Source organism: Nocardia sp. NBC_00565 (genome assembly GCF_036345915.1).
Taxonomy (GTDB): Bacteria; Actinomycetota; Actinomycetes; order Mycobacteriales; family Mycobacteriaceae; genus Nocardia.
The window spans coordinates 5,193,049-5,213,460 of sequence record NZ_CP107785.1 but is presented as its reverse complement, the minus strand read 5'-3'; the positions used below and the strand labels follow the sequence as shown (position 1 = coordinate 5,213,460).

Below are 20,412 nucleotides of genomic sequence, written 5' to 3'. Positions count from 1 at the left end.
GTCGGAGAGTCTGATGCCCGAACCACTTCGTATCGCGGCCGCACCAATCTCCTGGGGAGTCTGCGAGGTCCCCGGTTGGGGGCATGTGCTCGACGCTCGAACCGTCTTGACCGAGATGGTCGCCCTCGGCATCTCCGCGATGGAGCTGGGCCCACCGGGCTACCTACCGCAGGACCCGGTCGAACTACGTGCCCTGCTGAACGGTTTCGGCATCACCGCGGTCGGTGGCTTCCTCGCCCTCGCGCTGCACCGCGATCCTGAGCAGGCGATCGAGGCGGCCCGGACGAACGCCGCGCTGTTCGCCGCGACCGGCGCCCAAATGATCGTCCTCGCGGCCGCGACCGGACTCGACGGATACGACACGCGCCCAGAGCTTTCCGACAAAGAGTGGCAGACCCTCATCGAAACCGCCGCCACCATCCGGGATGTCGCCGCCGAACACGGACTGCGCACCGTACTGCACCCACACGTCGGCACCTACATCGAGAGCGAAGCCGAAGTAGACCGCTTTCTCGCCGATTCCGACCTCGACCTGTGCCTCGACACCGGCCACCTGCTCATCGGCGGCAGCGATCCGGTGCGCCTGGCCCAGCGCCGCCCGGACCGGATCGGACACATCCACCTCAAGGATGTCCGCAACGTCATCGCCGACCAAGTCCGCAGCGGCGCAATCGAATACAGCGACGCCGTCCGCAGGGGCATCTACGTCCCGCTGGGCGAGGGTGATGTCGACATCGACGCACTGGTACGAAGCGTCCGCGCCGCCGGTTACCGCGGCTGGTATGTCATCGAACAGGACACCGCGGTGCGCCCGGACGACTCGGCGGAGCTGCCGAGCCGGGACACCGCACGCAGCCTGGCATATCTCGCGGCCATCGGCTCCGCGCTCGGCGACGCCCGATCCCATTGGGCTCGAATCTAGTTGGGAAGTGATGACGACGATGTCAGTCGAAAAACACACGGCGTGGTGGCGGCGATCGCGCCGCCTGACGCCGTGGCTGGCCGCGGCCACCATCCTCGCCGCGTGTAGCGGGCCGGGGCAAGATGCGCCCGCGCCGACCCAATCCCCGGTCGCCCAAGGCAAATTGGGCTCCGTCGCGGTGGTGACGCACGGCAGCCCGGGTGACGCCTTCTGGAATGTCGTGAAGAACGGCGCGGAGGCGGCAGGCAAGGATCTCGGCGTCCGTGTCGAATACAACTCCTCCGGTGACCCGGGCCAGCAGGCCAAACTCATCGATAACGCCGTCGCACAAGGTGTGGACGGACTGGTCGTATCGATGGCCAACCCGGAGGCGCTGCGGCCTTCGATCGAAAAGGCCGTCGCCGCAGGCATTCCCGTGGTCACCATCAATTCGGGCGAGAGCGAGAGCGCTGAGTTCGGCGCGATCGGTCATGTGGGACAAAGCGAGACGCTGGCCGGGCAGGCCGCGGGTAAACGCCTCGCCGACGCGGGCCGCAAGAAGCTGCTCTGCGTGATCCACGAGGCGGGCAATATCGGCGCCAATCAACGGTGTGACGGCGCGACCAAGGCCTTCGGCAACGGGACCACACTGCAGGTGGACATCAACAACCCCACCGACGCTCAGTCCCGCATCAAGGGCGCACTGGAGGCGGACCGGTCCATCGACGCGGTGCTGACGCTGAATTCACAGGTCGCCGCCCGCGCGGTGGACGGAGTGAAGGAGTCGCGGTCCGCCGCGACGGTCGCGACCTTCGACCTGAATACCGATGTGGTCGAGGCCATTCGGGCGGGCAAACTGCTGTTCGCCGTGGACCAGCAGCAGTACGAGCAGGGCTACCTGCCGGTCGTCATGCTGCAGCTGTATCGGACGAACCTGAACTCGGTCGGTGGTGGCGCACCGGTGCAGACGGGCCCCGCCTTCGTCGACAAGAACAATGTCGAAGCCGTCGCCGCCCGCGTGGCACTGGGCATGCGCTGAGGAAGTGGATGAAATGACTGTTGCCACAAAACCTTCCGAGTTATCTCCGAGCACTCCGCCGGAGGGTCCGTCGCTGTTCCAGCGGTTGGTCGTGCGACCGGAGATCGGCGCATTACTCGGCGCCGCACTGGTTTTCGTATTCTTCTCGATCATTACCGACCGGTTCCTCAGCCCGCTCGGCGTCGCGACCTGGCTGGACGATTCGTCCACGCTGGGCATCATGGCGGTCGCGGTGGCGCTGTTGATGATCGGGGGTGAATTCGATCTGTCGGCCGGTGTCATGACCGCCTCTACCGCGCTGGTCACCGCCTTGCTCGCGGTGCACGCGGGCTGGAATGTCTGGCTGGCACTGCTGGTTTCGCTGATCTTCGCGCTGATCGTCGGTGCGTTCAACGGGTGGCTGGTGATGCGCACGGGCCTACCGAGCTTCATCGTCACCCTCGGCACGTTTCTCGCGCTGCAGGGCCTGAACCTCGGCGTGACCCGCTGGATCACCGGAACCGTTCAGGTGTCGGGCATTCGGAGCGCCGACGGCTACAACTCGGCCGGATGGGTCTTCGCGTCGACATTGAATATCGGTGACACCCACCTGCAGGCATCGGTCGTCTGGTGGGTCGTACTCACCGCGATCGCGGCACTTGTCCTGGTGCGCACCAAGTTCGGCAACTGGATCTTCGCGGTGGGCGGCGCACTGCCCAGCGCGCGGGCCGTCGGCGTGCCCGCGAATGGGACCAAGATCCTGCTCTTCATGACCACCGCGTTCGCGGGCTGGGTCGTCGGATCCTGCAGCATCCTGCGGTTCTCCAGCGTGCAGGCGAATCAGGGTGTCGGGCTGGAGCTGCACTACATCATCGCGGCCGTGGTCGGCGGCTGCCTGCTGACCGGCGGGTTCGGTTCGGCGGTCGGCGCCGCGATCGGTGCGCTGATCTTCGGCATGGCGCGTCAGGGCATCGTCTTCGCCGGATGGGACAGCGACTGGTTCATGCTGTTCCTCGGGGTGCTGCTGCTGGCGGCGGTGTTGGTCAACAACGTTTTCAAGAAGCGAGCCGAAAGGGTACGCCGATGAACGCAGTATCGCGCAGCGATTCCATGGGGGGTGGTGGCCGGGAGACGGGTGGGCCACTGATCGAAGCGATCGATATCGGCAAGAGCTACGGCGGTGTCGTCGCGCTGCGCGACGTCTCGACCGTGGTGAACGCGGGACAGGTCACCTGCATCCTCGGCGACAACGGCGCGGGCAAGTCGACGCTCATCAAGATCCTCGCCGGTGTGCACCAGCACGACCGAGGTGAGCTGAAACTCGACGGTGAATCGGTCCGATTGTCCTCGCCCCGAGAGGCTCTGGACCACGGTATCGCGACCGTGTACCAGGACCTCGCGGTGGTGCCGCTGATGAGCGTCTGGCGCAACTTCGTGCTCGGCTCGGAGCCGACCGTCGGCTACGGACCGCTGCGACTGCTCGACCGCCGCAAGGGCCGCGATATCGCGCGACAGGCGTTGGCGGACATGGGAATCGAGATCCGCGACATGGAACAGCCGGTCGGCACGCTCTCCGGCGGCCAGCGCCAGTGCGTCGCGATCGCCAGGGCCGTGCACTACGGCGCCAAGGTACTCATCCTGGACGAACCAACCGCCGCACTCGGCGTGAAACAGGCCGGTGTCGTGCTGAAGTACGTTGTGCAGGCCCGGGATCGCGGACTCGGGGTCATTCTGATCACCCACAACCCGCACCACGCCTTCCCGGTCGGCGACCGCTTCCTGCTGCTCAAACGCGGCGCGATGCTCGGCTCCTACGAGAAGTCCGAGATCGACCTGCCGGAGCTGACCCGGCAAATGGCCGGTGGCGCCGAACTCGACGCACTGCAGCACGAATTACAACGGGTGGTCACACCGTGACCGAGCGCAGCGAGGGAACCATAAACACAGCACCAACGGTCGCAGCGGAGCCGAGCGCCAGCGAGGTGGAGCTGTGACCGAGCGCAGCGAGGGAACCATAAACACAGCACCAACGGTCGCAGCGGAGCCGAGCGCCAGCGAGGTGGAGCTGTGACCGGACTCGAGGTCCTCACGGTCGGGCGCGTCGGCGTCGATCTGTATCCACAGCAGAGCGGCGTCGGCTTGGCCGAGGTCGAGACCTTCGCGAAGTTCCTGGGCGGCACGGCGACCAACGTCGCCGTGGCGGCGGCGCGCTTGGGTCGGCGCGCCGCCGTGCTGACCAAGGTCGGCCCGGACGGGTTCGGCGACTACGTGCGATCCGCGCTGGCGGACTTCGGCGTCTCGGCCGGCTACGTCACGACCAACCCGGATCTGCTGACGCCGGTGGTCTTCTGCGAACTCAACCCACCCGCCGATCCACCGCTGCTGTTCTACCGCGCGCCCATCGCGCCGGATCTCACCCTCACCGAGGACGAGATCCCCTGGGATGTGGTGGATTCGGTGCCGCTGCTGTGGGTCACCGGTACCGGCGTCAGCGCGGAACCCGCTCGCTCCACCCAGCGCACGATCCTCGAACGCCGTGGCCGTCGTGGCCATACCGTGCTCGACCTGGATTACCGGCCGATGTTCTGGCCGGATGAAGCCACCGCCCACGCCGAGATCGGCTGGATGCTCGATCACGTGAATGTCGTGGTGGGCAACCGCACCGAGGTGCGTATCGCGGTCGGTACCGCCGAGCCGGACGAAGCCGCCGACCGACTGCTGGCCCGCGGCGTGCGCCTTGCGGTGATCAAGCGCGGTGCCGAGGGAGTGCTGATCGCCACCGAATCCGGCCGCTGGTCGGTGCCGCCCTGCCGGGTCGAGGTGGTGTGCGGTCTCGGCGCGGGCGACGGGTTCGGTGGTGCGCTGATCCACGGTCTGCTCGCGGCCTGGGATCCACAGCGGATCGCCACCTACGCCAATGCCGCTGGTGCGCTGGTGGCTTCGCGGCTGGCCTGTGCCGACGCGATGCCGACCAATGCCGAAATCGAGGAGGTGCTGTGTATCTGACCGACGAACGCTGGCGCGAGCTGTTGCGACAGCGCGCCACCGATCCCACCGCGGTCGAACGGGCCTACGCCAAGCGGGTCCGGCGCCCGAGTCTGTTGTCCAACAAGGAAACCCTGTTCCTGATCGCCGCGGACCATCCGGCGCGCGGTGCCCTCGGCGTCGGCTCGGACCTGACCGCGATGGCGGATCGTCGCACGCTGCTGGAGCGGCTGCTCACCGCATTGGACCATCCGGCGGTCGACGGCGTGCTCGGATCGCCCGATGTGGTCGAGGAACTGCTGTTGCTCGACGCACTGGACGACAAGATCGTCATCGGTTCGATGAACCGCGGCGGTTTGGCCGGCGCCGAATGGGAAATCGACGACCGCTTCACCGGATACGACGCCGACGCACTGGTGCGATTCCGTCTCGACGGCGGCAAAATGCTGCTGCGGCTCGATGATGCGGACGCTGGCACCATCCCGACCCTGCACGCCTGCGCCCAGGCTGTCTCCGAATTGGCGGCCCACGGCCTCATGGCGATGGTCGAACCGTTGCCCTACAGTCGCGATCACAGCGGCGCTCTCGTCATGAGCCGGGACGCACCGGCACTGTCGAGAGCGATCACCGTGGCCTCGGGACTCGGCGTCACCTCGGCCTACACCTGGCTGAAAATGCCTGCGCCACAGGACATTTCCGTACTGGACGCGACCACCCTGCCGGTCGTCGTGCTCGGCGGTGCGCCGTCGAACGACCCGGCCGCCGATCTCGCGTCCTGGGGCGGCGCGCTGACCCACGATGTAGTGCGCGGGCTGGTGGTCGGCCGGTCCCTGCTCTACCCACCCGACGGCGACGTCGCGGCCGCGGTCGACGCCGCTGCCCACATCCTGCGAGCAGCCAAATGAATCTGCATCGCCCCGATGGGACATTACGCGACGGGCCCGATCCGATTCGGCTGATGTCCGAAGACGCGGGATGCGCCTACACCGGCCTGCGCGTCCTTCGTCTGGCCGCAGGCGAAGCACGGACAATCAGCACCGGCGAGTACGAGGCCTTCGTGCTGCCGCTGCAGGGCTCATGCACGATCCGCGTCGACGGCATGACGTTCGAATTGGACGGCCGCGACTCGGTTTTCGCGCGCGTCACCGACTTCGCCTACGTCCCGCGCGACGCCGATGTCGAAATCTCCACCGCCGTCGACCTCGAAGTGGCGCTGCCGATGGCGCGCTGCACCCGGCGTTTGGAGCCGAGATACGGCCCGGCCGAGAAGGTTCCGGTCGAGGTGCGCGGCGCGGGTCCGGCGACCCGGCAGGTCACCAACTTCGGCACACCCGGAAGTTGGGACCACGCCGACAAACTCAACGCCTGTGAACTGATCACTCCGGGCGGCAACTGGTCGTCCTATCCGCCGCACAAGCACGACGAGGCGAGCGACTGCGAGGTGATCAACGAGGAGCTCTACTACTTCCGCATCGCCGGGCGCGACGGAATCACCCCGTCCCGCGAGGGTTTCGGCCTGCACCGGACCTACACCGCCGACGGCACGCTGAATGAGAACGTCGCCGTGCGTGACGGCGATGTCTTCCTGGTGCCGCACGGCTATCACGGACCGTGCATCGCCGCACCCGGTTACCCGATGTACTACCTGAACGTGCTCGCGGGCCCGGCGCCCGAGCGGTCGATGGCCTTCTGCGATGACCCCGCACACAGCTGGGTGCGCGACACCTGGGTCGACCAGCCGACCGACCCGCGCTGCCCGGTCACCAACCACGAAGGACGGTGCGCATGCAGCTGACCACGGCGCAGGCGCTGGTGACCTGGTTGGCCGCCCAGCGTTCGGAAACCCTGGATGGACGCGAAGTACCGTTGTTCCCGGCGGTTTTCGCGATCTTCGGCCACGGCAACGTCCTCGGCCTCGGCACCGCGCTCCAGGAATCCGATATCCCGGTGTGGCGCGGGCACACCGAGGAAGGCATGGCCCTGGCGGCCGTCGGCTTGGCCAAGGCAACGCACCGCCGCCAGGTCGGTGTCGCGACGTCCTCGATCGGCCCCGGTGCGCTGAACATGGTCACCGCGGCAGGCGTCGCGCACGCGAATCGCCTTCCGCTACTACTGCTTCCGGGCGACACCTTCACCAGCCGCGCACCGGATCCGGTGCTGCAGCAGGTGGAGCACTTCGATGACGGCACCCGCACGGCGAACGACGCCTTTCGCGCGGTCAGCCGGTATTTCGACCGCATCACGCGCCCAGAACAATTGATCGCCACCCTGCCCCAGGTCGCTCGCGTCCTCACCGACCCGGCCGATACGGGTCCGGTCACCGTGGCATTGCCCCAGGACGTGCAAGCGGAGACCTACGACTTCCCAGCGGCCCTGTTCGAACCGGTCGTACACCGAATCTCGCGGCCCCGCGCGGATTTACGCGTCCTCGCCGAAGCCGCCGAAGCTCTGCGCACCGCGCAGCGGCCGCTGCTGGTGCTCGGTGGTGGTGTCCGCTATTCGGGTGCGGGCTCTCGCATAGTGGAATTCGCTGAGCGGCACGGTATTCCGCTGACCGAAACCACCGCGGGCCGCACACTTGTACCGCACGACCACCCGCTGCACTCCGGTCCGCTCGGCATCACCGGTTCGGCGTCGGCCAACGCGATGGCCGCGGCGGCGGATCTGGTGCTGGCCATCGGAACTCGACTGCAGGACTTCACCACCGCGTCGTGGACGGTATTCGCGAACGACGCTCGGCTGGTCACCATCAACGCGGCACGCTTCGACGCCGTCAAACACGGTGCCCTCGCGGTAGTCGGCGACGCGGACGCCGTCGTGCGGGATCTCGCTGAGTACCTCGGGGATTGGCGAGTCGACAGCGAATGGACGGCGCGATCCGCCGGGCTGCGCAGCACCTGGGATGCCCATATCGACAAGCTCCGCGCCCCGACCCCCGGTACGCCGAGCTATGCCCAAGTCGTCGGTGTAGTCAACGAATCGAGCGAGCCGAACGACTATGTGATGACCGCGTCCGGTGGCCTGCCCGGTGAGCTCATCGGCGGCTGGCGCGCCACCGGCGGCGTCCCCACGATGGACGTGGAGTACGGATTCTCCTGTATGGGATACGAACTCGCGGGCGCGTGGGGTGCGGCGATGGCGCACTCCGAGGGCCTGGTCACCACCATGCTCGGCGACGGCTCCTACTTGATGCTGAACTCCGAGCTCTTCTCCGCGTCCTTCGCCGGGCACCCGTTCGTGGCTGTCGTCTGCGACAACGATGGCTACGCGGTCATCGCCCGCCTCCAGGAGGGACAGGGCGGCGAACCGTTCAACAACTTCTATGCCAACTGCCGCAGCAACCACGAGCGACCGCCCCGGGTCGACTTCGCCGGCCACGCCCGATCCTTGGGCTGCGCGGTCTTCACCGCCGGCGACCTCGACGAATTCCGCACCGCGTACGCGCGGGCCCGTGCCGCCGCCGTCGCCGAATCCCGCCCGGCGGTCCTGGTGGTCCGCACCCAACCGTCCTCGTGGACCGAGGCCGGAGCCTGGTGGGAGGTCGGTGTGCCTGCGCACCTGTCGGGCAGGTCGGCGTACGAGGAATCGAAATCCGCTCAGGTCCGGTATCTACGGAGTTGACATCAACGGCACCATCGCCGACCTGACGGCACGCGGTGTCGAATTCCATCGCTACGACGGCATGGACCAGGACACCGACGGCGTGTGGACCATCCCGGGCGGCGCTAAGATCGCCTGGTTCGGCGATCCGGACGGCAACGTCCTGACCCTCATGCAGTTCGTCGGCTAGCTACAAGGTGGGCCGGTGTGCCGGGCACCATGGCGGGGCTGGGTGACCGACGGCGCGCCATGCTGATTCCCACCGCCAGGAACCACAGCATGGTGATCCCGCCCATTGTCGCGGTCGTGCCCCACCCATTGGCCGCATAGAAGTTCGCCGGCGTATTCCCGAAGAACAGCGACGGCACGAACGCGAGGTTGATCACCGTGAGCACCGCCGCCGACCAGCCGATCCGGCGCGGCAGCACAGCGGCCCGCAGCACCACGAATCCCACCGTCCCCATGAACAAGGCTTGCGGCAGTCGCGAAACCGTTCCGTACAGGATGTAGGTGCCGCTGACCGCAATGGTCGGATCGATCGGTTCGGGTGACTGGATCACCGCACCGACCTCGAGCCCCAACGATACGAATTCGACTGCCAGCCAGAGCAATCCGGCCGTCGCGGCGAGCCCGCCCGCCCATTCGTACGCGGTCTGCCGCAGCAGGTACCCGAGGCCCGAGATGAAGACGATGAGCAGCGTCAAACCGAGCAGGCCGAACAGACTGCGGGTCAACACATTCGAGTCCGGCGGCGCTCCGTCGTAGACGAAATACAGCGGCAACTCGACCAGCATCAGGATGGCCGCGACCAGTCCCGTGATCCCGGCGGTGCGCTGTACGGCGTTGGCGTCCATATGTTCTCGCTTTCCGAGGGCCGCCTACTGCGGCGAGAGCGGGGACTTCCGTCGACTCGGGAGTCTGCCCTAGATAGTATATGACTTATACTATAAGTCGAATGCTAAAGTTCGTCGACCCGGTGACCTGCGAGGAGGCTGTTCGAACCATGGTCGCACCGAAGCTGCCCGACCAGCTCGTCCGGCTGTGGCGTCTGCCGAGCGGCACGCGCCTCGGCCGCCCCGCCGAGCTCGACGTGGACCGCGTCGTCGGCATGGCCGTGGCGCTCGCCGACCAGCACGGCCTGCCCGGCGCGACCTTGCCGAAGATCGCCGCGGCCTTGCACGTCACGCCCATGTCGCTGTACCGCTACATCGGCTCCAAGGACGAACTGATCGTGCTGATGTCCGATTTGGGTTTCGGTCCGGCCGAGTACGCCGAACAGACAGGCCCGCAAGGGGATTGGCGCACCGGTCTGCGTCGCTGGGCCTCGGCGCAACGAGCGATCTTCCAGCGTCGTCCCTGGCTGACCCAGCTGCCGACCACCGGCCCGCCGCGCGGCCCGAACGCCATCGCCTGGATGGACGCGGGCCTGCGCAACCTGCGTGACACCGATCTGGACTGGGCCGCCAAAATCGGCGTGATCACGGTGGTCAGCGGATATGTTCGCCAGGCCTTCAGCTTGGCCAGCGAACTCGAACAGGGCAGTCGCGCAGCGGGTCTCGACCAAACCCAGGTCGAGCAGAACTACGGCCGCGATCTGGTCCGGCTCGTCGACCCGGACCGATTCCCGGACGCGGCCCAGCTGTTCGCCTCGAACGTCTTCGAGGTCGCGCCCGAGGAGCCGGACGCCGATTTCACCTTCGGTCTCGAACTCGTCCTCGACGGTGTCGCGGCCTCGATTCGCCGAGCGAACTCGTCGCGGTCATGAAACCAACCGTTTAGGATGCATGAATCCTAGGGCGGGCGTATTTTCTTTGCACATTCTTAGGGTTCTCGCACCGCGTCTGTGTGCGGGCGGTTGCTGGGTGGCCGCCCGGGTAGTTCCCGGTTGCCGGAAATGTGCCCTGACCGGCCGATGTGTCGAGCTGAGCCGCAGCGGGATCAGGGTAGCGGGCCCTTGCGGAATGCCGCTGGAGGCGGCGACCACAGCGCCGAACGAACGTCAGTTTGCTCACAGTCGCCGCTGCTGTATGTGGCCGGATTTGTCGGATGATGGCATTGTTGATCACGAGACCGGGCTCATCGAAGTGATCTGCTCGGCTCATCAACAGGAAGTAAGAAGTAAAGAACATGGCTCAAGGCAGTGTGAAGTGGTTCAACAGCGAAAAGGGCTTCGGCTTTATCGCTCAAGACGGAGGCGGCCCTGACGTCTTCGTGCATTACTCGGCCGTTTCCGGCTCGGGTTTCCGGTCCCTCGAAGAGGGCCAGCGCGTGGAGTTCGAGATCGGCCAGGGCCAGAAGGGTCCGCAGGCCCAGGACGTCCGCGCTATCTGATCAAGCGTGACTTATTGGGAGGCTCGCACCCGGCAGGGGGTGCGAGCCTCTTCGCGTTTCCGGGGGTAGTTCAGCCGATCTTGGTGAAGGTGACGTTATTCGTTCATCACCCGCGGTGAGGTAGTCGTTGTCGACGCCTTCCGTGCCGCCTTCTGCGCCGCTCATCTCGCGGCCGTATCGGCTGGCGAACACCCACTCGTGCAGGCGCATACCGCCCGCACCGATCGGGTTGTCGGGTCCCTGGTCGGGGCCCGCGACGTATCCGTCCAGGGAGATCGCGAGGTTGTGTACGCGCAACTCGGCCATGATCCGCTCTTTTCTGATCTGATTGCATTTTGCAATCGCTTGTGGGCAGCGTAGCCGCAACTGGTTGTATATTGCAATCAGTAGTTCGGAACTTTTTGCTGGCGAAGGAGCACCACATGCGCGACGACGGACGCTCGGGTTGCCCGATCAACGCGACCATCGAGGTGATCGGCGATCGGTGGACGCTGCTGGTGCTGCGCGACGTGATGTTCGGTAACCGCCGCCACTTCCGCGAGCTGCTGGCCGGATCGGAGGAGGGGATCGCGTCGAATATCCTCTCGGATCGGCTCAAGCGCCTGGTCGCGGCCGGACTGCTCAGCCGCGAGGACACCCGTCCGGGTCAGAAGGCCGAGTACCGGCTGACCGAGCCCGCGATCCAGCTGGTGCCGATCATGGCGCAGCTCGGCGCGTGGGGGCTGCGGCATCGGCCGACGACCAAACGCCTGCGCGTGCGCGCCGAACTGCTGGAGCAGGGCGGCCCGCAGCTGTGGGCCGAGTTCATGGACGAGCTGCGAGAGTCCCACCTCGGGATCCCGCGACCGAATCCCGACCAGCTCACAGCGACCGAACGACTGGCCCAGGCCTACGCATCGGCAGTCGCCGAGTCATAGCGCGGCGCTGGGCTGCGACGTGATCACCGCCCCAGCGCGGGCGAGTCCCGAGGCGCTGCCGCCCATTTCCGGCCACCAGCGATTCCTTGCGGAAGAAAGCGGCGGTGATCTCACGCAGACGATCGAGATCGCGATCCGGTGTCTTCGGGAAAGCATCCGCCACACGATCGAACTCGGCCGCGACCGCCCGTTTCGCGGAGGTTGCCCGCGGCGGAGGGGGCGCGGACCATCGAAGTATGGCCAAGCAGTACCACGTCGGGGCGCTGGTGCGGATCAGCAATCGGATCACCGCGTGGCTGGTGCGAGTCGGGGTGCCGATCGGCACCTTCGCCGTGCTCGGCGTGCGCGGCCGCAAGAGCGGGCGGACCATCGAAACCCCGCTTGCCGTCTTCGGTTTCGACGGTAAGCGGTATCTGGTCGCGTCCTACGGTGTCGTCAACTGGGTGCGCAATCTGCGCGCCGCGCATGGTGCCGCGACATTGCGGCGCGGTCGGCGGGTCGAGTCGATCCGTGCTGCGGAACTGCCGATCGATGCGGCCGCGCCGGTGCTGCGGAGTGCGGTTCGGGCAGGGCCGCCCGGAATACCGCGGCCTATCGTCCGCTTGTATCGGCGCTTCTTCGTTTTGCCGTACCTGGATCTCGAGGTGGACGCACCGCTCGCCGACTTTGATCGCGCGGCACGCACACATCCGGTCTTTCTCGTCGAAACCGACGTGTTGCCGCGATAACTGCGGTCGCGCGGGACGCCGGTCGGGTGTGTGACGATGGGTGACGTGCCGGACTGGACCTATCACCCGTTGCGTCCGATGGCGAATGCTGTGGTCGGGGAGCGACGCGCGCAGCGACTGGCGTTGCGATTGCTCGGCGGTCTGGTTGCGCTGCCGGGTGGTGGGCGGGTGATCGCGCGGGCGTTCGACCATCCGGAGTTGCCCGCCGAGTGGGCCGAGCGGTTCGGGGCGACGGTTCCGGTCGAGGTCGCGCGCGACGCGATCCGGGTGCTGCCGGTGCAGGGGGCCGGAGTGGTCGAAGTCGGGCCGGTTGGACGTGATGATGTCGAGAAGGTGCGTACCGCTGCCCGCGAGCGGCGGTGTCGCGTGATCGCGCTCGTCACCGATGCTGAGGTGGGCGTCGAGCTGGAGTCCCACGTGGACGAGGTGATCGTCGGCGAACCCGTCGACCGGCGCTACCTGACCGAACCCGATATCGCCGCCGCGGTGACGGCCCTGGCGGACCCGGTCGGCATGGTGCTCGCGACACCCGAGGTCCTGATCGCCGCCGGGCCGAGCTGGTTCAACCGGGTCATCGAGGCGGCGCAACCAACCGCACCACCGCCGCCGAACCTGCGCGACGTTCCGCTCGACCCACGCCGGTGGCCCGCCTGGTGCTGGGGCCTGCTCGTCGGCATCGGCATGATCGTCGCCGGAATCGGCGCGGCGGCAATCACTTTGGGCCCGGTGCTGCTCTGGTACGACCGCGACTATCTCGGCACCGATGTCGACGGACTGCACGAGATCAACCACCACCTGGTGCATTTCCTACAGCACGATCGAATCACCATGGCGGGCAACATGATCGCCATCGGCGCGCTGTACACCGGTCTGGCGTGGGGCGGGATTCGGCTGGGCCGGGTCTGGGCGCGCAACGCGTATCTACTGTCCGGGCTGATCGGATTCCCGACGCTGTTCTACTTCCTGGTGATCGGCTTCGTCGAACCGCTGCACGTGGCGGTGGCGGTGGTGCTGTTCCCCATGTTCCTGCTCGCGGTATGGCATAAGCCGACCAGACCGCATTGGACGGTGCCACCGGAGTGCCCGGAACAGGTTCGCCGGCGCGCTCTGGTGGGTCAGCTGCTGATGGTCGCGGTAGGTGTCGGCGTGTTCATCGGCGGTGTTGTCATCTCGACCGTCGGGCTCACCGTGGTGTTCGTCCCGACGGATCTGCAGTTCATGCACACCGACGCCGCGACCCTGCGGGCCGCCAACCCGCACCTGCTGCCGTTCATCGCCCACGATCGCGCCGGATTCGGCGGCGCGCTGATGGCAACGGCAGTGGCGATCGTGCTGCTCGGGCTCTGGGGCTGGCGGCAGGGCGAGGCCTGGGTGTGGTGGACGCTGCTCGGGGCGACCGTCGCCGGATCGGCCAGTGCGCTGGTGATCCACTTCTTCATCCACTACACCGCGTTCATCCATCTGCTTCCGGTCTATTTCGGCAGCGCCGTGCTCGCCGTCGCGCTGATCCTGGCCCGGCCGTACCTGACGTATCGCGCGGAATAACACCGCTGCCCCGCTCGATCGGCGGCAATCCTGTCGTATATGTCCGAAATGGTCCGGGAATCGGAGTTTACGAGACCTATCTCGATTGGGTCTCGGAGGGTTTCAGGCATTCTCTCAGAGATTTCTTAGGGAGTGTCGTTTGCGGTGCTAATTACAGCACGAAAAAGTGCTTCTGACCTGGGATGGACACGTATTGCCTGATCAAGGCCATGCTGGTCAGTTGTCCAGATCACAACTGAAACGATCGTGTGTGCTGCATCACTATCATCACAAAATCCGTAACCGGATTTGTTCCGGCCCCGATGTGCCATGTGTCAGCCAGTTCGACTGGATTTGTTTTCGACGAAGAGGAAATTTCATGATCCCCGTTATCATCGACACCGGTTCCGCTGCCCTGAACGGCCTGTTCTCGACCGGTAGCGCTGCTTTTCACGGTATTTTCAACACCCTGTGGACGGGTTCCTTCGGCGGCTGAGTGAACCTCCCGGTCGACTGAATTCGACCGCGCCGAGCGTCGCCGTCGCGGCGCGAGACGAGGGAAGGTCCCGCACCTCTGGTGTGGGGCCTTCCGTCATGTTCGGGTCATCGCGAACCGACCGCTCGTGGCGGCACCACGAAGTTGACGGCGGGTGCCTACCGGGGGGTAGAGCGCAGCGGATTCCGGCCCAACTAAGCTGGTTGGCGGTAATTGCCGACCCCTTTCCTCCCAGGAGTACCCCACAGTGAGCCAAGCAGGCCGTCCTGTTGTTCTGATCGCCGACAAGCTCGCCCAGTCGACCGTCGACGCGCTCGGTGACGGTGTCGAGGTTCGCTGGGTCGACGGCCCCGACCGCCCGGCACTGCTCGCCGCGGTGCCCGAGGCGGACGCACTACTCGTCCGCTCGGCGACCACCGTCGACGCCGAGGTGCTCGAGGCCGGGAAGAACCTGAAGATCGTCGCCCGCGCCGGTGTCGGCCTCGACAATGTCGATGTGCCCGCGGCCACCGAACGCGGCGTCATGGTCGTCAACGCGCCCACCTCCAACATCCACACCGCCGCCGAGCACGCCGTCACGCTGCTGCTGGCCGCGGCCCGCCAGATCCCGGCCGCCGACGCCACCCTGCGCGAGCGCACCTGGGCGCGCAGCAAGTTCAATGGTGTCGAGATCTTCGACAAGACCGTCGGCGTCGTCGGCCTCGGCCGCATCGGCCAGCTGTTCGCCGCGCGCCTGGCCGCCTTCGAAACCAAGGTGATCGCCTACGACCCCTACGTTTCCCCGGCCCGCGCCGCCCAGCTCGGCATCGAGCTGCTGAGCCTGGACGAACTGCTCGAGCGCGCCGACCTGATCTCGGTGCACCTGCCGAAGACCCCGGAGACCAAGGGCATCATCGGCAAGGAAGCCATCGCCAAGACCAAGCCGGGCGTCATCATCGTCAACGCCGCGCGCGGCGGGCTGGTCGACGAGCAGGCGCTCGCCGACGCCATCAAGTCCGGCCACGTGCGCGGCGCGGGCCTGGACGTATTCGCCACCGAGCCGTGCACCGACAGCCCGCTGTTCGACCTGCCGCAGGTCGTGGTGACCCCGCACCTCGGTGCGTCCACCTCGGAGGCGCAGGACCGGGCGGGCACCGATGTCGCGAAGTCCGTGCTGCTGGCGCTGGCCGGCGAATTCGTGCCCGGCGCGGTGAACGTGACCGGTGGTGCGGTCAACGACGAGGTCGCGCCGTGGCTGGAGATCGTGCGCAAGCAGGGTGCCCTGCTCGGCGCGCAGTCCAGCGAGCTGCCGGTCAGCGTCGAGGTGCAGGTGCGCGGCGAGCTGGCCGCGCAAGATGTCGCGGTGCTGGAGCTTTCGGCGCTGCGCGGCATCTTCTCGGCGCTGGTCGAGGCTGAAAACGGGCAGGGCCCGGCGGTCACCTTCGTCAACGCACCCGCGCTGGCCAAGGATCGCGGCATCACCGCCGAGGTCACCAAGATTTCGGAGAGCCCGAGCCATCGCAGCGTGGTCGACCTGCGCGCGGTCTTCGGCGACGGCCGCACCCTGAACGTGGCAGGCACGCTGACCGAGCCGCAGCAGGTGCAGAAGATCGTCAACATCAACGGCCGCAACTACGATATGCGCGCCGAGGGCCTGAACCTGGCCGTGCTGAACTACGACGACAGGCCGGGTGCGCTCGGCAAGATCGGCACCAAGCTCGGCGAGGCCGAGATCGATATCCTCGCTGCCCAGCTGAGCCAGGATGTGGACAAGGAAGGCGCGACCGTGGTTCTACGGGTGAACCGCGAAGTTCCCGCCGACGTCCAGAGCGCGATCGCCGAATCCGTCGGCGCCGCCAAGATCGTCCTGGTCGACCTGTTCTGATCGTCCGGCGCCCGGGCCGTCTCGGGCGCATCTGATCACAAGGCGCGCCGTCACCAGCAGGTGGCGGCGCGCGGCGTATCCGCCCGGTGACCGCCCGCGACCAGGCACCTAGTAACGTGACGGTGCTGATCGCCCGGCATGATCCGGTCGACAATGAACGGAGCATTGTTGTCATGAAGCTTGCTGTTATCGCCGGTGACGGCATCGGTCCCGAGGTCATCGCCGAGGCGCTCAAGGTGCTCGATGTGGTGCAGCCGGGGGTCGAGACGACCGAATACGACCTGGGCGCCCGCCGTTACCACGCGACCGGTGAGATCCTGCCGGATTCGGTGCTGCCCGAGCTGAAGCAGCACGACGCGATCCTGCTCGGCGCGATCGGCGATCCATCGGTGCCCAGCGGTGTGCTCGAGCGTGGACTGCTGCTGCGCACCCGCTTCGCGTTGGATCACCACGTGAACCTGCGCCCGTCGAAGCTGTACCCGGGCGTGACCAGTCCGCTGGCCGGCAATCCGGATATCGACTTCGTGGTCGTGCGCGAGGGCACCGAGGGTCCCTACACCGGAACCGGCGGCGCGATCCGGGTGCAGACCCCGCACGAGGTCGCTACCGAGGTCAGCACCAACACCCGCTTCGGCATCGAGCGCGTCGTGCGTTACGCCTTCGCCAAGGCGCAGGCCCGCCGCAAGCACCTGACCCTGGTGCACAAGAACAATGTGCTGACCTTCGCCGGTTCGCTGTGGCAGCGCACGGTGAACGAGGTCGCGGTCGAGTTCCCGCAGGTGCAGACCGCCTACCAACACATCGACGCCGCGACCATCCACATGGTGAACGATCCGGGCCGCTTCGATGTGATCGTCACCGACAACCTGTTCGGCGACATCATCACCGATCTGGCGGCGGCGGTCAGCGGTGGCATCGGCCTGGCGGCCAGCGGCAATATCGACGCTTCTGGGACCAACCCGAGCATGTTCGAGCCGGTGCACGGCAGTGCGCCCGATATCGCGGGCCAGTCCAAGGCCGACCCGACGGCCGCGATCCTGTCGGTTTCATTGCTGCTCAACCATCTCGGCAATACCGATGCGGCAGCTCGTATCGAGGCCGCAGTAGCCGAGGATCTCGCCTCGCGCACCGGTGCCGCCTCGACCGTCGAGGTCGGGGATCGGATCGCCGCGGCGGTCTGACAGCAGTATCTTCCGGGCGTCCGCGCTTGAACCGAGCGCGGACCCCCGGGGGGCTCGTGGGCATCAATGATGCATTGGCATTTGCCGCCGACATCGAGGCGGATCGGACCTTCCGGGTGAGTTTCGACCCCGCCGAACTGCTTGACTTCTGAGCGGTGCGTTCGGCCGGATGCGCTGTACCGCAACACATTCCGTCCACTCGAGTGACGCTCGATCACACTCGCCGATCGAGAAATTTGCAGGGTGGGTGAGGTATGGGGTCGGGGTTTGTGGGCATGGATATTCCCTGTGCTGGTGGGGGATTCGGGATTGCGACTAGCGGGTGGGCGGGGTCGGCGGGTTGGGCGGCGTCGGCATACCGGGGGGTGTCGGCATGGTGGGTGGCATGGGTGCGCCGGGCATGGGCGGGCTTGGCGGAGTGGGGAATCCGGGTGGGGCCGGGGGATTCGGTGGGGCAGGGGGATTCGGTGGGATCGGGGGTGCGGGGAAGGGGCCCGTTGGGGGCATTGGGCCGCTGAAGCGTTGGAAGGCCGCTTGGCGGGAGGTGCCGAGCAGGTCGCCGATTTCGGCCCAGGTATGGCCTTCCTCGCGACTTTGCCGGGCCAGGGTGTGCAGAATGTCGTCGACGAGGCGGCTGAGGTTACGGGTCGCGGTGAGCGCGGCCAGCACCGGTACGCTCGGCCGCCCCTCTTCCGGGCGCAGCACGCCAACCACCAAGTCGGCGTTGGCGGACAACAACTTTCCGAGCATCGTCCGTTCGTCCTGTGGGTCGATGCGCTGTTCATCGGGCATATGTAAAGCCTGGCTTGACGCGGCCAGGTTGTCAAGGCTGGATTTACATGCGGCTGGCGGACGTGTCCCCTGTTGGGCAATCAGCTTCGCCTGCCGTACTGCGTCACCTATCCGGCAAGCTCGCTGAGCGTGTGGCCGTTATGGACTGTTGCCGTCGATCGGTGCGTGATCCGGGCACTTGTGCGCAGCGCGAAGGGCTTCGGAGCAGAGGCGGGCCGAATGGGCTGCCCAGTCGTCGAATTCGAGAATGGACATCACCAGCGAGAGTGGTCGGCCGCTGTGGGATCAGCTCAGCGTTCCGGACCGCGTGGGTCCGGCGACGTTGGTGACCATGCGGCAGGCGTGGGGCAGTTGCTGTCGACTGGAGCGTTAACCGGGCACTTGTGCGCAGCGCGAAGGGCTTCGGAGTCGGGGCGGGCCGAATGGGCTGCCCGGTCGTCGAATTCGAGGTTGGACATCGTCGGCGAGAGTGGTCGGCCGCTGTGGGCGATCAGCCCAGCGCCCCGGACTGCCTGGGTCCGGCAACGTCGGTGGCGGTGTGGCGGTAGTGGGGCGGCTGCTGTCGATTCGAGCGCAAGCCGGCCACTTGTCTACGGCGCAAAAGGCTTCGGAGCCGATGGGGGCGAGTGAGCTGCGTTGTCCTGAAATCGAGGATGGATCATGGTGGCGCGGGGTGCTGAGTTCGCACCCGAACGGTTCGCGCCCGCCACCACGTGATGGGGCGGGCGCGAATTCGTGAGGGGCCGTTATTCGGATCGTCGATCCGTGGGTACCAGTGGCACGGCGGCCACCGCCAGCACGGCGGCCAGCAGATACGCGGAGGCGAACCCACTCGCGGTGATCAATGCACCGAAAGCCGGTGGGATGACTGCCATTGCGAGGTTCTGGCCGGTGTTCTGAATGCCGAGCCCGCGCCCACTCCAGTAGGGCCCGGCGATTTCGGCGACCGCGGTGAAGGCCAGGCCATTATCGGAGACCGTGATGACCGATGCGGCGACCAGCAGCGGGATCGCGGCCCACCAGGCCTGTGTCCATGCCGCCAAAGCCAAGGCGGCCATGGCGATTACGGCGGCGATGGCGACGGTGCGCAGCGGTCCCAGTCGGCTGCCGACGCGATCCGACCATGCGCCCGCGCCGATTCGCCCTGCGGCGCCGAGGATTTGGGTTCCGGTGACCAAAGCGCCCGCGACGGGCAGCGACCAGCCAACGTCACTATGCAACCACAACAATGCGAATGTCCATACGGTGCCTTGTGGAACGCACAGCAGTACCGACACCGCGTGGATGCGCCACAGCGTGGAATCGCCGCGATAGGGATTGGCCCGATCCGCCGCCGCACCCGCGGGCCGCGGCGGATCGACGATCCCGATCAAGCAACCCAGTGCGGCGACTCCCGCCATGATCGCGGGCACCAGGATGGCCGCCGCGATGCCGTGCGCGGCCGCCACCGCCGGAATACTCAGCGCGCCGATGCCGACGCCCAGGGGTTGCGCGGTCTGCCGGATCCCCATGGCCAGCCCGCGTCGATGCGGCGGGAACCAGCCGACGATCACCCGCCCGCTCGCGCCATTGGTGCTGGCCGCGCCGACACCGCCCAGGAAAAGCAATGCGCCGAGCAGCAGGTAATTCGAGGCGATAGCTGCCGCGACGCCCGCGACGAACATCAGCAATGGGCCGGCGACCAGCACCTTGTGCTCGCCGATCCGGTCCACCACATAACCCCAGGCGATCAGCGTGCACACAATCCCGACCGTGGGCATGGCCACCAGTACTCCGGCGGTAGCCAGCGGCATGCCGTCGGCGGTCAGCGCGGGCAGTAGGAATGGGACCCCGTGGATGAATACGGCGCTGGAGGATTGCGCGAAGACGCCGAGGCCGAGCATGGACCACCGTCGGACGTCGCGTATCTGCGTCACGTCAGTAGCCATCGACCTCACCTCGAAATCTCAGAATATGAGAATCACTTCTCACTGGATGAACATCGGTCCTTACCGTACACCCAGTGGTCGAGCGGATTCGGCGGCTGCGCTGTCGAACTGCTCACACCCCAGCGGTTTCCGGGCACACCGATCCCG

At 66.8% G+C, this 20,412-nt stretch carries 21 protein-coding genes; 17 read left to right on the top strand and 4 right to left on the bottom strand.

Translation table 11 applies throughout. From position 1 onward, the window contains the following. Positions 1-13: 13 nt before the first annotated feature. The 9 genes from OG874_RS24480 (at position 14) to OG874_RS44820 (ending at position 8,694) form a co-directional block, all read left to right on the top strand. Positions 14-922 carry a TIM barrel protein gene (locus tag OG874_RS24480; RefSeq protein ID WP_330249476.1) on the top strand — a complete coding sequence of 303 codons (909 nt, stop codon included), beginning with the start codon at positions 14-16 and terminating at the stop codon, positions 920-922. Positions 923-941: 19 nt separating this feature from the next. Further along, positions 942-1,940: a substrate-binding domain-containing protein gene (locus OG874_RS24475; RefSeq protein ID WP_330249475.1), complete on the top strand. Its 999-nt coding sequence runs from the start codon at positions 942-944 to the stop codon at positions 1,938-1,940. A gap of 13 nt (positions 1,941-1,953) precedes the next feature. Then, positions 1,954-3,006, top strand: coding sequence for an ABC transporter permease (locus OG874_RS24470; RefSeq protein WP_330249474.1), 1,053 nt, complete (start codon positions 1,954-1,956; stop codon positions 3,004-3,006). Next, positions 3,003-3,836, top strand: a complete 834-nt coding sequence (locus OG874_RS24465; protein WP_330249473.1) for an ATP-binding cassette domain-containing protein — start codon at positions 3,003-3,005, stop codon at positions 3,834-3,836. The genes OG874_RS24470 and OG874_RS24465 overlap by 4 nt, the downstream gene beginning before the upstream one ends. Before the next feature lie 150 nt (positions 3,837-3,986). Then, a complete protein-coding gene (iolC, locus tag OG874_RS24460) occupies positions 3,987-4,925 on the top strand; it encodes a 5-dehydro-2-deoxygluconokinase (RefSeq protein ID WP_330249472.1) in 939 nt (312 codons plus the stop codon). Then, complete coding sequence (locus tag OG874_RS24455) at positions 4,916-5,809, top strand: Cgl0159 family (beta/alpha)8-fold protein (protein ID WP_330249471.1); 894 nt, start codon at positions 4,916-4,918, stop codon at positions 5,807-5,809. Before iolC ends, OG874_RS24455 begins: the two co-directional genes overlap by 10 nt. A 53-nt stretch (positions 5,810-5,862) precedes the next feature. Then, on the top strand, positions 5,863-6,699 hold the full coding sequence (gene iolB / locus OG874_RS24450) for a 5-deoxy-glucuronate isomerase (RefSeq protein ID WP_330249470.1): 837 nt from the start codon (positions 5,863-5,865) through the stop codon (positions 6,697-6,699). Continuing rightward, positions 6,690-8,525, top strand: coding sequence for a 3D-(3,5/4)-trihydroxycyclohexane-1,2-dione acylhydrolase (decyclizing) (iolD, locus tag OG874_RS24445; protein WP_330249469.1), 1,836 nt, complete (start codon positions 6,690-6,692; stop codon positions 8,523-8,525). The genes iolB and iolD overlap by 10 nt, the downstream gene beginning before the upstream one ends. A 61-nt stretch (positions 8,526-8,586) precedes the next feature. Then, positions 8,587-8,694 carry a VOC family protein gene (locus tag OG874_RS44820; RefSeq protein WP_442943089.1) on the top strand — a complete coding sequence of 36 codons (108 nt, stop codon included), beginning with the start codon at positions 8,587-8,589 and terminating at the stop codon, positions 8,692-8,694. Here the strand turns inward: OG874_RS44820 and OG874_RS24440 are convergent. Continuing rightward, positions 8,675-9,358 (bottom strand): hypothetical protein, encoded by a 684-nt coding sequence (locus OG874_RS24440; protein WP_330249468.1) that lies wholly within the window; start codon positions 9,356-9,358, stop codon positions 8,675-8,677. The genes OG874_RS44820 and OG874_RS24440 overlap by 20 nt on opposite strands. 101 nt (positions 9,359-9,459) lie before the next feature. Between OG874_RS24440 and OG874_RS24435 the strand changes: the two genes are divergently transcribed. Together OG874_RS24435 and OG874_RS24430 are read left to right on the top strand one after the other, a co-directional pair. After that, positions 9,460-10,269 carry a TetR/AcrR family transcriptional regulator gene (locus tag OG874_RS24435; RefSeq protein WP_330249467.1) on the top strand — a complete coding sequence of 270 codons (810 nt, stop codon included), beginning with the start codon at positions 9,460-9,462 and terminating at the stop codon, positions 10,267-10,269. Positions 10,270-10,631: 362 nt separating this feature from the next. Continuing rightward, complete coding sequence (locus OG874_RS24430) at positions 10,632-10,835, top strand: cold-shock protein (RefSeq protein ID WP_040693519.1); 204 nt, start codon at positions 10,632-10,634, stop codon at positions 10,833-10,835. Here the strand turns inward: OG874_RS24430 and OG874_RS24425 are convergent, their stop codons facing one another. Continuing rightward, positions 10,836-11,141: a hypothetical protein gene (locus tag OG874_RS24425; protein ID WP_330249466.1), complete on the bottom strand. Its 306-nt coding sequence runs from the start codon at positions 11,139-11,141 to the stop codon at positions 10,836-10,838. It lies immediately after the preceding gene. Between the two features lie 116 nt (positions 11,142-11,257). Here OG874_RS24425 and OG874_RS24420 point away from each other — a divergent pair, with 116 nt between their 5' ends. From OG874_RS24420 to OG874_RS24395, 6 genes are all read left to right on the top strand, one after another. After that, the gene (locus OG874_RS24420; protein ID WP_330249465.1) at positions 11,258-11,752 is read left to right on the top strand and encodes a winged helix-turn-helix transcriptional regulator; all 495 of its coding nucleotides are present in this window, start codon (positions 11,258-11,260) and stop codon (positions 11,750-11,752) included. A gap of 236 nt (positions 11,753-11,988) precedes the next feature. Then, the gene (locus OG874_RS24415) at positions 11,989-12,480 is read left to right on the top strand and encodes a nitroreductase/quinone reductase family protein (protein ID WP_330249464.1); all 492 of its coding nucleotides are present in this window, start codon (positions 11,989-11,991) and stop codon (positions 12,478-12,480) included. 45 nt (positions 12,481-12,525) lie between these two features. Further along, the gene (locus OG874_RS24410) at positions 12,526-14,025 is read left to right on the top strand and encodes a hypothetical protein (protein ID WP_330257397.1); all 1,500 of its coding nucleotides are present in this window, start codon (positions 12,526-12,528) and stop codon (positions 14,023-14,025) included. A 250-nt stretch (positions 14,026-14,275) separates the two neighbouring features. Next, positions 14,276-14,500 carry a hypothetical protein gene (locus OG874_RS24405; RefSeq protein ID WP_330249463.1) on the top strand — a complete coding sequence of 75 codons (225 nt, stop codon included), beginning with the start codon at positions 14,276-14,278 and terminating at the stop codon, positions 14,498-14,500. A gap of 247 nt (positions 14,501-14,747) precedes the next feature. Further along, the gene (gene serA, locus OG874_RS24400; protein ID WP_330249462.1) at positions 14,748-16,364 is read left to right on the top strand and encodes a phosphoglycerate dehydrogenase; all 1,617 of its coding nucleotides are present in this window, start codon (positions 14,748-14,750) and stop codon (positions 16,362-16,364) included. A 173-nt stretch (positions 16,365-16,537) separates the two neighbouring features. Next, entirely contained in the window at positions 16,538-17,545 is a 1,008-nt protein-coding gene (locus OG874_RS24395; RefSeq protein ID WP_330249461.1) for a 3-isopropylmalate dehydrogenase, read from the top strand. A 315-nt stretch (positions 17,546-17,860) separates the two neighbouring features. Here the strand turns inward: OG874_RS24395 and OG874_RS24390 are convergent, their stop codons facing one another. Continuing rightward, the gene (locus OG874_RS24390) at positions 17,861-18,337 is read right to left on the bottom strand and encodes a hypothetical protein (RefSeq protein WP_330249460.1); all 477 of its coding nucleotides are present in this window, start codon (positions 18,335-18,337) and stop codon (positions 17,861-17,863) included. A gap of 746 nt (positions 18,338-19,083) precedes the next feature. Then, positions 19,084-20,265 (bottom strand): MFS transporter, encoded by a 1,182-nt coding sequence (locus tag OG874_RS24385; protein WP_330249459.1) that lies wholly within the window; start codon positions 20,263-20,265, stop codon positions 19,084-19,086. Positions 20,266-20,412: the final 147 nt, after the last annotated feature.

Excerpts from the sequence above, each read along its gene's own strand:
- iolB (WP_330249470.1), top strand. The coding sequence starts at position 5,863 with ATGTCCGAAGACGCGGGATGCGCCTACACCGGCCTGCGCGTCCTTCGT.
- OG874_RS24425 (WP_330249466.1), bottom strand. The coding sequence starts at position 11,141 with ATGGCCGAGTTGCGCGTACACAACCTCGCGATCTCCCTGGACGGATAC.
- OG874_RS24470 (WP_330249474.1), top strand. The coding sequence starts at position 1,954 with ATGACTGTTGCCACAAAACCTTCCGAGTTATCTCCGAGCACTCCGCCG.
- OG874_RS24395 (WP_330249461.1), top strand. The coding sequence starts at position 16,538 with ATGAAGCTTGCTGTTATCGCCGGTGACGGCATCGGTCCCGAGGTCATC.
- OG874_RS24440 (WP_330249468.1), bottom strand. The coding sequence starts at position 9,358 with ATGGACGCCAACGCCGTACAGCGCACCGCCGGGATCACGGGACTGGTC.
- OG874_RS24435 (WP_330249467.1), top strand. The coding sequence starts at position 9,460 with ATGCTAAAGTTCGTCGACCCGGTGACCTGCGAGGAGGCTGTTCGAACC.
- OG874_RS24415 (WP_330249464.1), top strand. The coding sequence starts at position 11,989 with ATGGCCAAGCAGTACCACGTCGGGGCGCTGGTGCGGATCAGCAATCGG.
- OG874_RS44820 (WP_442943089.1), top strand. The coding sequence starts at position 8,587 with ATGGACCAGGACACCGACGGCGTGTGGACCATCCCGGGCGGCGCTAAG.
- OG874_RS24475 (WP_330249475.1), top strand. The coding sequence starts at position 942 with ATGTCAGTCGAAAAACACACGGCGTGGTGGCGGCGATCGCGCCGCCTG.
- iolD (WP_330249469.1), top strand. The coding sequence starts at position 6,690 with ATGCAGCTGACCACGGCGCAGGCGCTGGTGACCTGGTTGGCCGCCCAG.
- OG874_RS24430 (WP_040693519.1), top strand. The coding sequence starts at position 10,632 with ATGGCTCAAGGCAGTGTGAAGTGGTTCAACAGCGAAAAGGGCTTCGGC.
- OG874_RS24480 (WP_330249476.1), top strand. The coding sequence starts at position 14 with ATGCCCGAACCACTTCGTATCGCGGCCGCACCAATCTCCTGGGGAGTC.
- OG874_RS24420 (WP_330249465.1), top strand. The coding sequence starts at position 11,258 with ATGCGCGACGACGGACGCTCGGGTTGCCCGATCAACGCGACCATCGAG.
- OG874_RS24385 (WP_330249459.1), bottom strand. The coding sequence starts at position 20,265 with ATGGCTACTGACGTGACGCAGATACGCGACGTCCGACGGTGGTCCATG.
- OG874_RS24465 (WP_330249473.1), top strand. The coding sequence starts at position 3,003 with ATGAACGCAGTATCGCGCAGCGATTCCATGGGGGGTGGTGGCCGGGAG.
- OG874_RS24390 (WP_330249460.1), bottom strand. The coding sequence starts at position 18,337 with ATGCCCGATGAACAGCGCATCGACCCACAGGACGAACGGACGATGCTC.